This window comes from Kingella negevensis (assembly GCF_030177895.1).
In the GTDB taxonomy this organism is placed as follows: domain Bacteria; phylum Pseudomonadota; class Gammaproteobacteria; order Burkholderiales; family Neisseriaceae; genus Kingella_C; species Kingella_C negevensis.
In genome coordinates this window covers 1852838-1866340 of record NZ_CP123448.1, presented here as the reverse complement: position 1 = coordinate 1866340, position 13503 = coordinate 1852838, and the positions used below count along the sequence as shown (strand labels likewise).

Sequence of the window (13503 nt, the reverse complement as noted above, 5' to 3'; positions counted from 1 at the left end):
AAAACGCTGCCTGAAACCTCAAAAAAATCAATTTTTCATAGACTGCACAGGCGCAGGAATCCGCCCACCGCGATTGATAAACACCTCACAGCTACCCTCTTTAGTCGGCATAATCGGCGCATAACCCAACAAACCGCCAAATTCCACACTCTCGCCCACATCTTTCCCAGTTACAGGAATAATGCGAACCGCAGTCGTTTTGCTGTTAATCATACCGATTGCCGCCTCGTCCACGATAATGCCCGAAATCGTCGCCGCGCTTGTCGTGCCAGCCACCGCAATCATATCCAAGCCCACCGAACAAACCGCCGTCATCGCTTCCAATTTATCCAGCGTTAAAATGCCGCTTTCTGCCGCCGCAATCATGCCCTCGTCTTCCGACACAGGAATGAACGCGCCACTCAAACCACCCACCGCACTGCTTGCCATCATGCCACCTTTTTTCACCGCGTCATTGAGCAACGCCAAAGCCGCCGTTGTACCGTGCGTACCACAAACCGACAAACCCATGCTTTCCAAAATTCGCGCTACGCTGTCGCCAATCGCAGGGGTTGGCGCAAGCGACAAATCCAAAATGCCAAACGGAATATTCAACATTTTCGCTGCTTCCTGCCCAATCAATTCGCCCACGCGTGTGATTTTGAACGCGGTTTTTTTCACCACTTCCGCAATTTCCGTCAAATCGTGGCTGTCGCAATCTTTCAAAGCAGCCTGCACCACGCCTGGCCCTGAAACGCCCACGTTAATCACTGCGTCCGCTTCGCCTGAACCGTGAAACGCGCCTGCCATAAATGGATTGTCTTCCACCGCATTGCAGAACACGACAATTTTCGCGCAACCGAAACCTTCGGGTGTGATTTCCGCCGTTTGCTTGATGATTTCGCCCGCTAATTTTACCGCGTCCATGTTAATGCCTGCGCGAGTTGAGCCGATGTTGATAGACGAACACACGATGTCGGTCGTTTTCATCGCTTCGGGAATGCTGCGAATCAAAATCTTATCGGCTGGCGACATGCCTTTTTGCACCAACGCCGAAAAGCCGCCAATAAACGATACACCAATCGTTTTTGCCGCCTTGTCCAACGTTTGCGCGATAGAAACGTAACTATCCGCATTGGTTGCCGCCGCGATTTGTGCGATTGGGGTTACGGAAATGCGTTGATTGACAATCGGCACACCGTATTTTGCGGATAAATGTTTGGCGGTTGCCACTAAATCTTTACCAATCGTTGTGATTTTATTGTAAATATTTTGGTTCAACACATTGATGTCGGGGTGAATGCAGTCGTGCAAATCAATGCCAATCGTAATCGTGCGAACGTCAAAATTTTGGTCGGAAACCATGCGAATGGTTTCTAGAATTTCGTTGCTGTGAATGTTGCTCATGTTTTAAGATTTCCTTGTTTTTTTGGTTTTCAGGCAGCCTTTTGGAATTAAAAACAACTATCAAATGTTTTTATTTCTTTTGTGGTAACACGATTTTGCTCGTCTAACCGAATAGTGAGTTCAGTAAAAAGACCATTGCAAGAAATAATGCTGCTTTTAAAAGGAAAATAGCCATTTGGTACGTTAGTAACGTATTTGCGATTGCTTAAATTAGGCTGTTCACCATTTTTGAGTAAACCATTTTGTTTTAACCATTGCGTTAGCTCGGTTTCGTTTGCGCCAACAGGCAAGGTTTCTAACTTGGTTTGCCATTCTTGTTTCACGCGCAATATGGCTTCTTCATCATAATGTCCCAAAGAACAGGCGGTTAATGAAAAGGCGATAACACACAAAGTTAGAACCCGTATTCACAAACAACTATTTGATAAATTTTAATATTTGTGAAATATACCCTAGTTTAACAAAATTTTCAGCAGATAAATTCGTCTGCTCAAAATCTTTTGCTAAACGTCGAGACCAACCTAACCATGCAAACGTTCGTTCTACAATCCAACGTTTGGGCAGAATATGCCAAGAAATATCTTGAATTCTCTTTGAAATCTCAACAGTTAAACCCAATTGCTCTGATACTTCACGCTCAAATGTATTCCGATAACCTGCGTCCGCACAGAAACCTTTTAAACTCGGATAGGTCTCAAACGCTTTTTTTGCTACAAAAATACCTGCTTTTGTGTCATGAATATTGGCTGCATGAACCACAACAGACAATAGATTACCCAACGTATCAACAGCTATATGTCGCTTACGACCTTTGATTTTTTTACCTCCATCAAAACCTTTATCATGTGCGCTAGAAGCTATTTTGACACTTTGTGAATCAATAATGGCATAAGTTGGCATTGCTTGTTTTTGATGGATTAAACGTTTTTTTGAATCAATGCCAAAAGAATTCTATCCCATAAGCCTGATTGGCTCTGCGATAGAAACTCCATACGGTTGAATAAGGTGGAAAATCATTGGGCAGCATACGCCATTGGCAACCTGTTTTGGTGATGTACAAAACGGCATTCACTAATTGACGTTTATCCCATTTGTAGTGGCGTAGCTGGTTAAAATGTGGCTCAATCGCTTGCCATTGGGCATCTGTTAAGTCTGTTGGGTAGGATTTTCTAGTCATAAAGATATTTTATCATTTTTGTGAATACAGGTTCTTAGAAATTTTTTCATGGGTATTTCCTTTTTCAGGCTGCCTGAAATAAAGTTCAGCGAAATTAAAATTTACAAGCGACTATTTGCCACATCATAAACTACGCTTTTATCGCGTTTACCAATGGCGATGACTGTAACCGTAATCACATTATCATCAACACGATAAACGAGACGATAGCCGATTTTACGCAATTTAATTTTGTAGCAATCAGGCATATTATGTAACGCAGCAGATGGAATGCGCGGATTTTCCAAGCGTTTGGCTAGCGCGGATTTAAATTATTGCTTGATGCTGTTGTCTAGCTTGCGCCATTCATCTTCCGCTTCGGCAACAAAGCGGTAATTTATAACTCATCTAGCGAAACCTCGCGGCTTGGTGAGTTAATACGCTCTTGAATGATTTGCGCGTCTTGCAAATCTTCCAAATAATCCATTAACTGCTCGTAATGCTGCGCTGGGATTAAATACGCTTCGGGCTTGTTGTGATTCAACACAGCAACCGCGCCTGTGGCTTCATCAATAATAGAAGCGTAATTGCGCTTTAATTCGGCAACGCTCACGGCGTAATCGGCTAATACGGCTTGCATGATGGATCTCCCAAAAAAATATTGTTGCGAATGTGCAGGCTGCTTTTCATCGCACAAAGCAGCCTGCACTTTTATTCCATTATTCAGCCCAATTTCTCTTTTTAGACGTATGCCCAATGCCCACGTTAAAGCTATTGGTTGGGTCTAATTGGCGATAGAAGGCTTTGAGTTCGGGTTTGGCTTCATACAAATGACCTACGTTGTGTTCCGCAGGATATTGCGCCCCACGTTTGTCCAACAACGCTAACATTTCATGTTCCAAAGCCACCCAATCGTTGCCTTTTTTCACAATGTAATCTTGGTGGAAAACGTGGCAGAAGAAGTGTCCGTAATACAATTTATGGCTGATTTTGCTGTTGATGCTTTCAGGCAGCGTTTCAAACCAGTCTTCATCATTGCGGCGCAAGGCGATGTCCAACGCCAAAATTTCTTCCACTTCATCGGAATGCACGGCGCGATAACGAACCGCCGCGCTTGCCACGGCAAATCGGTGCAACATGGCAGCTTGTGCTTCTTGTGGATTACACTCAAAAAACGCGCCTTTGCTGCTGTCGGCAAACAGATTTTTCAAGTATTCACGCGCTTCTGCCACGCCATCGCCGCCCATTTTGATAATCAGATGATGTTCGTATTGCTTGTGATAATCCATCATGCTTTGCGGCAAATGTTGCGGCAAGAGTTTTGAACCAACTTGCATAAAGCGGTCGGAAAAATCTTTTGGCAACACAGGCATTTTTTTCGCCAATCTGTCCACTTTCGCTTTTAAGTCAAACAGTTTAGGCAAGTTTGCTGTGCCTGCGTGTTTGATGACGTAGAACATATCTTTGCCATAATCCAGTGCAATATCAAACGCATCGCGGTGGATATACTCGCCTGAAATCGGCAAGTTTTTGAATTCTGCCAACATATTTCGGCGGATTTGCGTTAAAACGGCAGTGTTGTTTGTGCCAACGTAGAACACGGCGGTGTTTTTTTCAGAGACGAATGTGTCCAAACGTACGGCGAACACGGCTAATTTACCTGCGCTGCCTGATGCTTCGTAGTGGCGTGCTGGGTCTGCATTGAAACGCGCTGGCGTGTCGGCATCCACTTGGCGGACGTGATTGCAATAAGAATGGTCGTGTCCTTTGCCGCCCTCGTGAACGTCTTTGCGTTGATAATGATGTCCTTGTAAATTCGTCAAAATTTCTTCTGGCGTGTCGCCCAAATCAATGCCCAAGTGATTCACCAATTCCAATTCGCCGTTTTCGCCGATTTGAGCATACAAGGCCATTTCGGTGTAAGCAGGGCCGCGTTGCACCAACGAACCGCCCGAATTGTTGCACACGCCACCAATCACGCTCGCGCCAATGCACGAAGAACCAATCACGGAATGCGGTTCGCGCCCAAGCGGTTTGAGCAGCAATTCCAGTTCGTTCAAAGTTGCACCAGCTAGGCAGACGACTTGCGCGTTGTCGTTAATCAATTGCGTACCTTTGATTTTCATCGTGTTGATGATGACAATATCGCGGTCGTAATCCGAGCCTTGCGGTGTTGAACCGCCTGTTAAGCCTGTGTTTGACGCTTGGCTGATGATAATCACATTGGCATCCACACAGGCTTTAACGACTTGCCATTGTTGTAACAAGGTTTGCGGACGCACAACTGCCAACGCCGCTCCTGAACCAAAACGATAACCCTCGCGGTATTGCGCCGTTTGCGAAGGGTCGGTTAAAACATCTGCATTGCCAACAATTTGGCGAAGTTGTTCAACTAATTTGGGAGAAGCCATGATTTTTTCCTCTTTAAAAAAGTGATTTAGATACGGTGCATAGCGTTAAAAATCTCTTCATTTTGAATACGAATATCCAAAGCCAATTTTTGTCCTTCATTGGCAAACAATTCCGCTAATTCAGTTGGTTTCAGGCTGCATTTTTCAGCGTCCACCAAAATAATCATCGTGAAAAATTCGCCCATCAATTGCTGACTAATGTTCACAATATTAATTTGATTTCCCGCCAATAGCTTAGACACTTCGTACACAATACCCACGCGGTCTTTACCAACCACAGTTACCACAGATTGAGACATCATTTTCCTTTCAAAAAAGCGCGTAAAGGATTTCATTATAAAGCCGACTTTACAGCCTGAAAATCAAAAAATGTCCGTTTGCCAAAATAAGCAATAATCCCTAAAATACGCTTCTTTCAAGCTACTCAATAATAATATCAAGCGAGCATTCTATGGATTCCTTAAACAATTCTTTATCCGCAAAAACCATTGAAGACGGCTGGTTAATCGCCTATCGCCTGTATCAATTTGGCGTTATCAATCAACTTTACCGCGAAAACGAACACGCCGCGCAAGTGATTGCCCAACATTTTGCCACCGTTGCCGCCGCCAATAATTACTGGCGCAACACCCCATCTATTTCAGAATAAATCAACACAAATGCAGCCTGAAAACATTTTCAGGCTGCATTTTATACTAAAAGCTATGCGTTATCCCATTCTATTCAGCGCCCTATTTCTCACAGCCTGCCAAACGCTGCCCGACTTATCCACACGCACCCCCAGCATATACATCCCCACCGTCCATTCCGAGCGACTAGAGCAAGCCCTGCAACTGCCAGCCGCCAGCGAAACCGATACCGAAGTCCAAGCCACGTCCGAAACAAGCAAAGAACCCCTGTTCAACGGACAAGCCTACGTGCTAAACGACACACGCGACGCACTCGCCGCCCGAATCCAACTAATTGAAAACGCAGACGTATCCATAGACGCGCAATACTATATCTGGCACGACGACGTATCAGGCAGAATGCTGCTACGCAAATTGTTTCAGGCTGCCGAGCGTGGCGTACGCATTCGTCTATTATTAGACGACAACAACACGCGCGGCATGGACGACTTACTCGCCGCCGTGAATGCGCACCCCAACATACAAATCCGCCTGTTCAACCCATTTTTGCACCGCAAATGGCGCGCACTCGGCTACCTAAACGACTTTCCGCGCGTGAATCGCCGAATGCACAACAAATCACTTACCGCAGATAACCGCGCCAGCGTTGTAGGTGGACGCAACGTGGGCGACGAATATTTTGATGACAACCACGAAACCGCATTCGTCGACATGGACGTGTTAGTCAGCGGTGGCATCGTTACCCGAATTTCGCAAGAATTTGACCGTTATTGGCGCAGCGATTCAGCCTATCCATTTGAAATGATTGTAAAAAAAGCCAGCATTGAGCGCGGAGAAAAGCGTTTGCAGCAAGATGACACGCAAACCGAAGCGGCACAGCGTTACGCAGAAGATTTGTCGCAAGCCCCGTTAATTCAGGCTGCCGCACAAAAAAACGTGCCGTTTATTCAAACGCAAATGCAGCTTGTCAGCGACGACCCAGCCAAAGCGTTGGACAGAAAAGTGCGCGTAAACGTGAGCGAAGAAATCCGCCGTGCGCTTGGTTCGCCGCAAAAAGATATTTATCTCGTTAGCCCGTATTTTGTGCCGACCAAATCGGGCGTGGACGTGCTGAAGAAAATGGTTGAGCGTGGTGTGAAAACCACCGTTTTAACCAATTCTTTGGCGGCGACTGATGTAGCGGCGGTGCATTCGGGTTATGTGAAATATCGCAAGCCGATGTTGCTCGCTGGCGTCGATTTGTATGAATTTAAGGCGGACGGCAAACCGAGTTTTGCGAAGATGAAAGACACGGGGCTGACGGGCAGTTCGTCTTCCAGCTTACACGCGAAAACTTTTGTGGTGGACAGCAAGCGCGTGTTTGTGGGTTCGTTCAATCTTGACCCACGTTCTGCGCGGTTGAACACGGAAATGGGGCTGGTGTTGCATAGCCCTGTTTTGGCGCAAAACATGAATAGCAGCCTGAAAGATGAAATGGCGGTGGGCGCGTATCATGTTACGCTAAACGACAAAGGGCGTTTGCAATGGAACGACCCTGCGAATGATTTGCTGCCGAGTAAAAAAGAACCTGAAGCGGGCTTTTTCAAAAGAGTAATTAGTCGAGTTTTGTCTTGGTTACCGATTGAAAGATTGTTGTAAAAACAAGTATTTTTTCAGGAAATCATGGGCGAATGGGTTATAATTCATAGCTTTGAATTTACGTCTTTCAGGCTGCTTTTCTATAATGGCAGCCTAAAAATAATTTTTTGAAAACTATGGTTACTGCTCAACAAATCAATGCTCTTCTCCCCCAAACTCAATGCCGCGAATGCGGTTTTTCAGGCTGCTTACCTTATGCTGAAGCATTGGCACAAGGGGAAGCAGCTATCAATTTATGTAGCGCAGGCGGCGAAGTGGTGATGTTGGACGTGGCGAATTTGTTGAATCGCGCACCGTTGCAGCCTGAAAAAATCCAGCCAAAACAACTGGCTTGGATTGATGAAGCGGTGTGTATTGGTTGCACGGCGTGTATTCGAGCGTGTCCTGTTGATGCGATTATGGGCGCGTCTAAGCTGATGCACACGGTGCTGGCAGACGAGTGCATGGGCTGCGGTTTGTGTGTTGCGCCATGTCCTGTGGATTGCATTTATATGCAGCCGACTGAACAGGCGTTTTTGCCGATGGCGCGTGATTTGGCGCAAGGTGGGCAGCCTGAAAGATTTGCAGCGGCGGCGCATGCGTTGGCTCGGTTTGATAATCACACGCGCCGAAAAGCGCGCGATGAACAGGAACGTAAACAGGAAATTGTGGCGCGTCAGGCAAAATTGTTGGCAAAATCGCAGCCTGAAAATGTGAACGTGCCAAAGAAAACGGCGGCGGTGAATCCTGCTGATTTGATTGCTCAGGCAATGGCTCGGGCACAGTCGCAACAGGCGGCGCGTGTTGTGCCGAATAATCGTGAGTCGTTTCGCGAAATGGAAGTGAAAAAGGCGCAGGAAAAGGCGACTTTCCGCCGTTATATGAATACGGCAAAATATGGTTCTGGCGCGGAAAAAGAGGCAGCGATTGAATGGTTGCGTAAGCATAAGGAAGAGCAGGACGCTCGTTTAAGTTGATGTAGGTCGGATTCTTGAATCCGACACTCGTGAAATTTTGAAATGTCGGATTCGAGAATCCGACCTACTTTGTTTGTTGAAGGATTTGGAATGTCTCAAAAGCCTAAGGGTGGTTTGGGTAGGGGTTTGGATTCGCTGATTGCGCTTTCAGGCAGCCTGAATAATATGGAAGATGGCGACCGTTTGACGAATGTGCCTGTGGAGGCGGTTCGTGTGGGGCGTTATCAGGCGCGTGTGCAGATTGATGATGCGGCTTTGCATGAGTTGGCGGAATCGATTAAGGCGCAGGGGATTATTCAGCCTGTGATTGTGCGTGAATATGGTTTGGACGGCTATGAGTTGATTGCTGGGGAACGCCGTTGGCGTGCGGCGCAGTTGGCTGGATTGGCAGAAATTCCTGTGGTGGTGAAGCAAATCAATGATAAGTCTGCGATGGCGATGGGCTTGATTGAGAATATTCAGCGCGAGAATTTGAATCCGATTGAGGAGGCGCAGGGCTTTCGCCGTTTGATTGATGAGTTTGAATTGACGCATGAGGCGGTAGCGGAAGCGGTTGGGCGTAGCCGTAGTGCGATTACGAATAGTCTGCGTTTGCTGAAGTTGCCTGAGCCTGTGCAGGAAATGTTGTTTAGCCGTGATTTGGAAATGGGACACGCGCGTGCGTTGTTGAGTTTGCCTGTGAATGAGCAGCTTGATGTGGCGCAGAAGGCGGTGAAAAATGGCTGGTCGGTGCGCGAAACGGAAAAGCGTGGGCAATCTCTGTTGCAAGGTAAGCAGCCTGAAAAAGTGGCAAGAATTGACCCTGATATTGTGCGAATTGAAGAAGAGCTGACTGAGAAGTTGGGCTTGGTGGTGCAGATTAAGACGCGCGATAGGAAGAAGGGGAGTGTAGTTATTCAGTTTGATTCTGTGGATGGGTTTGAGCGATTATTGAATCAATTAGGTATAAAATCAAATAGTTAATTATGAAATTAAAAAAATTAAGGGGCTGTCCTAGATAACTAGGTCTTGTTGAACATTCATAGCTTGGGCCATTGATACGCAAGGGCTAGAGCGACATTATTTTCATAATTTCGCTTTAGTTTATCAAACCGTGTAGCAATAGCTCGGTAGTTTTTAATTTTGTTAAATTGGTTTTCTACAACATGGCGACATTTATATAAATGCCAGTCCATGTGATGATTACCTTTTTTCTTGTTATTTGATTTTACTGGTATATTTGAATGAGTATCTTCAGCTTCAATTTGCTCACGAAAAGGTTCTGAATCATAACCTTTGTCTGCACAAACTATTGATGTTTCACTTAAATCCAATTTAGCAATCCATTCAGGCGCAACTTTAACATACTGCTAGATGAATTTTACTCGTGTTGCCACCAACACTTTGACCAATTGCTTGTGCTTTAGGATTGGCAACATTGCTGTGTTGATGTGCTTTAACGTAAGTTCCATCAATCAATATCCATTCCATATCAGGATAATCAATGAGTTGCTTAAATATGTCCATAAATTTATTAGCAGCAGACCAACGGTTAAATGTTTTATAAATCGTGTTAGATTTACCAAAATATTTTGGCAAATCTCGCCAAGGAATGCCTGTTCTCATGTGGTATAAAATACCTTCGACGGTTTTACGCAAATTTTCTTTGTCGTAAATACCTTGTTTGAGTAAAATAGCTTTCAGTCTTGTCCATTGTTTGTTATTGAGCATTAGGCGAGGCATGGCGAATGGTAAGGTTTTTTGTAGAAATTAAATTTTACTCATTCGCCATTTTTTTATCTAATCAATTATGGATACTCATTTTTTTAAATGAAATGCCCACACGACCTATTATGAAAATCCTAGTAACAGGCGGCGCAGGCTTTATCGGCTCTGCGGTCATCCGCCACATCATCAACGACACGCCAGACAGCGTAGTCAATTTAGACAAACTCACTTACGCAGGCAATTTGGAAAACCTTGCCAGTGTTTCAGGCAGCTCGCGTTATGTGTTTGAGCAAGTGGACATTTGCGACCGCGCCGAATTAGACCGCGTGTTTGCACAACATCAACCCGATGCCGTGATGCACCTAGCCGCTGAAAGCCATGTAGACCGCAGTATTGACAGCGCAGGCAAATTTATCCAAACCAATATCATCGGCACATTCACATTATTGGAAGCAGCGCGAAAATATTGGCAAACCATGCAGCCTGAAAAACGCGCAAAATTCCGTTTTCATCACATTTCCACCGATGAAGTCTATGGCGATTTGCACGGCACAGATGATTTATTCACGGAAACCACGCCTTACGCGCCAAGTTCGCCGTATTCCGCCAGCAAAGCCAGCAGCGACCATTTAGTCCGCGCATGGTTACGCACTTATGGCTTGCCTACGATTGTTACCAACTGCTCAAACAATTATGGCTGCTTCCATTTCCCTGAAAAATTGATTCCGTTGATGATTTTGAACGCATTGAACGGCAAACCATTACCTGTTTACGGCAACGGCTTGCAAATCCGCGACTGGTTGTATGTGGAAGACCACGCTCGCGCTTTGTATCAAGTGGTCACACGCGGCGAAATCGGTGAAACCTACAACATCGGCGGTTTCAACGAGAAAACCAATATTTCAGTCGTGCAAACCATTTGCCAATTATTAGAAGAACTTGCGCCAAACAAACCGCAATGCGTGGCGCATTATGCTGATTTGATTACGCACGTTACCGACCGCGCAGGGCATGACGTTCGTTACGCGATTGACGCACGCAAAATTGAACGCGAATTGGGTTGGAAACCGCAAGAAACATTTGAAACAGGCATTCGCAAAACCGTTAAATGGTATTTGGCAAACCGCGAATGGTGTAATCGCGTGTTGGACGGTTCGTATCAATTAGAGCGTTTAGGCTTAGGGAAATAAACTTTCAGGCTGCCTGAAATTAAATAAACTTTGTAGGGTGGGTTTTACCACCAATTCCTTGAATATCAAAAGATTTGATGGATAAAATTCACCCTACAATTAACATTTCAGGCAGCCTGAAAACTATCCACAACAAAACAGGAGAAATCACATGAAGGGCATCGTATTAGCAGGCGGTAGCGGCACTCGCCTTTATCCGATTACACGCGGCACGTCTAAACAGCTTTTGCCTGTTTATGATAAACCGATGATTTATTACCCGATTTCTACGCTGATGCTCGCAGAAATCCGCGATATGCTTGTGATTACTACGCCCGAAGACAACGCCAGTTTTCGGCGATTATTGGGCAATGGCAGCGATTTTGGCGTGAATATTCAATACGCGATTCAGCCCCGCCCTGACGGTTTAGCGCAAGCGTTTTTGATTGGCGAAGAATTTATTGGCGATGACAGCGTGTGTTTGGTGTTGGGCGACAATATTTTTTATGGTCAATCGTTTACGCAAATGCTCAAAACCGCCACAGAACGCAAGCACGGCGCAACCGTATTCGCCTACCAAGTGAAAGACCCTGAACGCTTTGGCGTAGTGGAATTTGACGAAAACCAATGCGCTTTGTCTATTGAAGAAAAACCGTCTAAACCGAAATCGGATTACGCCGTTACAGGCTTGTATTTTTACGATAATCGCGTTGTGGAAATGGCGAAACAGGTCAAACCGTCTGCGCGTGGCGAATTGGAAATTACCACGCTCAACGAGATGTATTTGCAAGACGGCAGCCTGAATGTGCAGGTTTTGGGGCGCGGTTTTGCGTGGTTGGACACAGGCACGCATGAAAGTTTGCACGATGCGGCGGCGTTTGTTCGCACGATTCAGAATGTGCAAAATCTGCAAGTGGCGTGTTTGGAAGAGATTGCGTGGCGCAATGGTTGGTTATCGTCTGACAAAATCCGCGCATTAGCCGAGCCGATGAAGAAAAATGAATATGGGCAGTATTTGTTGCGCTTGGTTAATCAATAATATTTTCAGGCTGCTTGATGATTTCAGGCAGCCTGAAACGCAAAAGAAAGTTTAATGATGCCCATTTATCATCGCTCAATTAGCAACCACCGATTGAAAAAACTTAATTCTCGCCAACGCAAAAAATTTCATTTAGGCGAATTTACTTGCCTAGATTTCAGCGTAAAAGGTGCGCTGCTGCCTAAATTTCATAATACAAAATCAACGACTTTGTTTATGGATAATCTTATTGATTTTATTGAAAATCATAAAATTCACATGGGCGGCAGTATTCATTTAGAAAATGGCGATTTTGAATTGATTTTTGACCACAAGCGAACTTTAACGCTGCAAGATAAAGATTTGATAATCAACTGGTTAATGAAACGGTACGATGTCGCGCAGTTGGTATCAAGCGATTTATTTAATGCTTATTATGGCGATGTGTCAGCCTACGAAATTTATCCACATATTCACAAATAAATTTCAGGCAGCCTGAAAACCAAAGGAAACCCAAAAAAAATGAAATACTTAATCACGGGCGCAAACGGACAAGTCGGCAGCCAATTAGTCGCGCAATTACAAGGCAAAGCCGACATTTTCGCCGCCGACCGCGCCGCGCTAGACATTACCAACCGCGAAGCTGTTTTTCAGGCAGCGCGAACATTCCGCCCCGACATCATCATCAACGCCGCCGCCCACACGGCTGTGGACAAAGCCGAAAGCGAACCCGATTTAGCCCACGCGATTAACTGCACAGGCGCGGAAAATCTCGCCCTTGCCGCGCAAGAAGTTGGCGCAATCGTCTTGCACATTTCCACAGACTATGTATTTGACGGCAAAGGCGAAACCGCCTACCGCGAAACCGACCCAGTCGCACCGCAAAGCACTTACGGCAAAAGCAAATTGGCTGGCGAACAAGCCGTTCAGGCTGCCTGCACGCGACACATTATTTTGCGAACCGCGTGGGTGTTTGGCGAACACGGCAACAATTTTGTGAAAACCATGCTGCGTTTGGGCGCAAGCCGCGACACGTTGGGCGTGGTTGCCAACCAATTCGGCAGCCCGACTTATGCTGGCGACATCGCGGCGGCGTTGATTGCGATGGCGGCACAGCTTGCTAATCAACAAGATAGCGAAAAATTTGGTGTGTACCATTTTTCAGGCAGCCCTTATGTTTCGTGGCACGGTTTCGCCAGCGAGATTTTCACACAAGCAGCGGCGCAAGGTGTGTTAGCCAAATCGCCTACGATCAACGCCATCACAACTGCAGATTACCCTACCCCTGCGGTGCGCCCTGCCAATTCGCGTTTGGATTGCGGCAAAGTGCAAGCTGCTTTTGGGATTGCGCCTAGCGATTGGCGTAAGGCATTGTTAAACTTGAAAGATTACGTTCAGGCAGCCTGAAAAATATAGATAATCTTGCAAATAAT

General features: G+C 45.8%; 16 protein-coding genes and 1 pseudogene. 8 read left to right on the top strand and 9 right to left on the bottom strand.

The features are described from left to right. Positions 1 to 27 precede the first annotated feature (27 nt). From QEO93_RS10190 to QEO93_RS10155, 8 genes are all read right to left on the bottom strand, one after another. Complete coding sequence (locus QEO93_RS10190; RefSeq protein WP_032137863.1) at positions 28 to 1386, bottom strand: PFL family protein; 1359 nt, start codon at positions 1384 to 1386, stop codon at positions 28 to 30. A 47-nt stretch (positions 1387 to 1433) separates the two neighbouring features. Beyond that, positions 1434 to 1778 carry a hypothetical protein gene (locus QEO93_RS10185; RefSeq protein WP_245190682.1) on the bottom strand — a complete coding sequence of 115 codons (345 nt, stop codon included), beginning with the start codon at positions 1776 to 1778 and terminating at the stop codon, positions 1434 to 1436. 25 nt (positions 1779 to 1803) lie between these two features. Beyond that, the gene (locus QEO93_RS10180; RefSeq protein ID WP_085815636.1) at positions 1804 to 2286 is read right to left on the bottom strand and encodes an IS5 family transposase; all 483 of its coding nucleotides are present in this window, start codon (positions 2284 to 2286) and stop codon (positions 1804 to 1806) included. 34 nt (positions 2287 to 2320) lie between these two features. Beyond that, complete coding sequence (locus QEO93_RS10175) at positions 2321 to 2563, bottom strand: transposase (RefSeq protein ID WP_284627589.1); 243 nt, start codon at positions 2561 to 2563, stop codon at positions 2321 to 2323. Between the two features lie 101 nt (positions 2564 to 2664). Further along, entirely contained in the window at positions 2665 to 2850 is a 186-nt protein-coding gene (locus QEO93_RS10170; protein ID WP_003790309.1) for a type II toxin-antitoxin system RelE family toxin, read from the bottom strand. An 89-nt stretch (positions 2851 to 2939) separates the two neighbouring features. Next, complete coding sequence (locus QEO93_RS10165; RefSeq protein ID WP_032137843.1) at positions 2940 to 3182, bottom strand: type II toxin-antitoxin system Phd/YefM family antitoxin; 243 nt, start codon at positions 3180 to 3182, stop codon at positions 2940 to 2942. 79 nt (positions 3183 to 3261) lie between these two features. After that, positions 3262 to 4953 carry a D-lactate dehydrogenase gene (gene dld / locus QEO93_RS10160; RefSeq protein ID WP_032137777.1) on the bottom strand — a complete coding sequence of 564 codons (1692 nt, stop codon included), beginning with the start codon at positions 4951 to 4953 and terminating at the stop codon, positions 3262 to 3264. Between the two features lie 26 nt (positions 4954 to 4979). Beyond that, positions 4980 to 5252, bottom strand: coding sequence for an ACT domain-containing protein (locus QEO93_RS10155; protein WP_032137844.1), 273 nt, complete (start codon positions 5250 to 5252; stop codon positions 4980 to 4982). Between the two features lie 152 nt (positions 5253 to 5404). Between QEO93_RS10155 and QEO93_RS10150 the strand changes: the two genes are divergently transcribed. From QEO93_RS10150 to QEO93_RS10135, 4 genes are all read left to right on the top strand, one after another. Next, complete coding sequence (locus QEO93_RS10150; protein WP_032137778.1) at positions 5405 to 5602, top strand: hexameric tyrosine-coordinated heme protein; 198 nt, start codon at positions 5405 to 5407, stop codon at positions 5600 to 5602. A 55-nt stretch (positions 5603 to 5657) separates the two neighbouring features. Further along, on the top strand, positions 5658 to 7220 hold the full coding sequence (locus QEO93_RS10145) for a phospholipase D family protein (RefSeq protein WP_032137779.1): 1563 nt from the start codon (positions 5658 to 5660) through the stop codon (positions 7218 to 7220). A gap of 116 nt (positions 7221 to 7336) precedes the next feature. Continuing rightward, positions 7337 to 8176 (top strand): RnfABCDGE type electron transport complex subunit B, encoded by an 840-nt coding sequence (locus QEO93_RS10140; protein WP_032137780.1) that lies wholly within the window; start codon positions 7337 to 7339, stop codon positions 8174 to 8176. Between the two features lie 90 nt (positions 8177 to 8266). Next, positions 8267 to 9139 (top strand): ParB/RepB/Spo0J family partition protein, encoded by an 873-nt coding sequence (locus QEO93_RS10135; protein WP_032137781.1) that lies wholly within the window; start codon positions 8267 to 8269, stop codon positions 9137 to 9139. A gap of 56 nt (positions 9140 to 9195) precedes the next feature. Here the strand turns inward: QEO93_RS10135 and QEO93_RS10130 are convergent. Then, a pseudogene (locus QEO93_RS10130) lies at positions 9196 to 9898 on the bottom strand (IS5 family transposase). Positions 9899 to 10005: 107 nt separating this feature from the next. On the opposite strand from QEO93_RS10130, the gene rfbB reads away from it, so the two are divergent. From rfbB to rfbD, 4 genes are all read left to right on the top strand, one after another. Then, entirely contained in the window at positions 10006 to 11073 is a 1068-nt protein-coding gene (rfbB, locus tag QEO93_RS10125; protein WP_032137845.1) for a dTDP-glucose 4,6-dehydratase, read from the top strand. 151 nt (positions 11074 to 11224) lie between these two features. Then, positions 11225 to 12091: a glucose-1-phosphate thymidylyltransferase RfbA gene (gene rfbA / locus QEO93_RS10120; RefSeq protein ID WP_032137782.1), complete on the top strand. Its 867-nt coding sequence runs from the start codon at positions 11225 to 11227 to the stop codon at positions 12089 to 12091. A gap of 54 nt (positions 12092 to 12145) precedes the next feature. Next, complete coding sequence (locus QEO93_RS10115; protein WP_052368822.1) at positions 12146 to 12553, top strand: 50S ribosome-binding protein YggL; 408 nt, start codon at positions 12146 to 12148, stop codon at positions 12551 to 12553. Between the two features lie 39 nt (positions 12554 to 12592). After that, positions 12593 to 13477, top strand: coding sequence for a dTDP-4-dehydrorhamnose reductase (gene rfbD / locus QEO93_RS10110; RefSeq protein ID WP_032137783.1), 885 nt, complete (start codon positions 12593 to 12595; stop codon positions 13475 to 13477). The last annotated feature ends 26 nt before the right edge of the window (positions 13478 to 13503 follow it).

Excerpts from the sequence above, each read along its gene's own strand:
- QEO93_RS10155 (WP_032137844.1), bottom strand. The coding sequence starts at position 5,252 with ATGTCTCAATCTGTGGTAACTGTGGTTGGTAAAGACCGCGTGGGTATT.
- QEO93_RS10150 (WP_032137778.1), top strand. The coding sequence starts at position 5,405 with ATGGATTCCTTAAACAATTCTTTATCCGCAAAAACCATTGAAGACGGC.
- QEO93_RS10145 (WP_032137779.1), top strand. The coding sequence starts at position 5,658 with ATGCGTTATCCCATTCTATTCAGCGCCCTATTTCTCACAGCCTGCCAA.
- QEO93_RS10175 (WP_284627589.1), bottom strand. The coding sequence starts at position 2,563 with ATGACTAGAAAATCCTACCCAACAGACTTAACAGATGCCCAATGGCAA.
- QEO93_RS10140 (WP_032137780.1), top strand. The coding sequence starts at position 7,337 with ATGGTTACTGCTCAACAAATCAATGCTCTTCTCCCCCAAACTCAATGC.
- dld (WP_032137777.1), bottom strand. The coding sequence starts at position 4,953 with ATGGCTTCTCCCAAATTAGTTGAACAACTTCGCCAAATTGTTGGCAAT.
- rfbA (WP_032137782.1), top strand. The coding sequence starts at position 11,225 with ATGAAGGGCATCGTATTAGCAGGCGGTAGCGGCACTCGCCTTTATCCG.
- QEO93_RS10135 (WP_032137781.1), top strand. The coding sequence starts at position 8,267 with ATGTCTCAAAAGCCTAAGGGTGGTTTGGGTAGGGGTTTGGATTCGCTG.
- QEO93_RS10165 (WP_032137843.1), bottom strand. The coding sequence starts at position 3,182 with ATGCAAGCCGTATTAGCCGATTACGCCGTGAGCGTTGCCGAATTAAAG.
- QEO93_RS10190 (WP_032137863.1), bottom strand. The coding sequence starts at position 1,386 with ATGAGCAACATTCACAGCAACGAAATTCTAGAAACCATTCGCATGGTT.
- QEO93_RS10115 (WP_052368822.1), top strand. The coding sequence starts at position 12,146 with ATGATGCCCATTTATCATCGCTCAATTAGCAACCACCGATTGAAAAAA.
- QEO93_RS10180 (WP_085815636.1), bottom strand. The coding sequence starts at position 2,286 with ATGCCAACTTATGCCATTATTGATTCACAAAGTGTCAAAATAGCTTCT.
- rfbD (WP_032137783.1), top strand. The coding sequence starts at position 12,593 with ATGAAATACTTAATCACGGGCGCAAACGGACAAGTCGGCAGCCAATTA.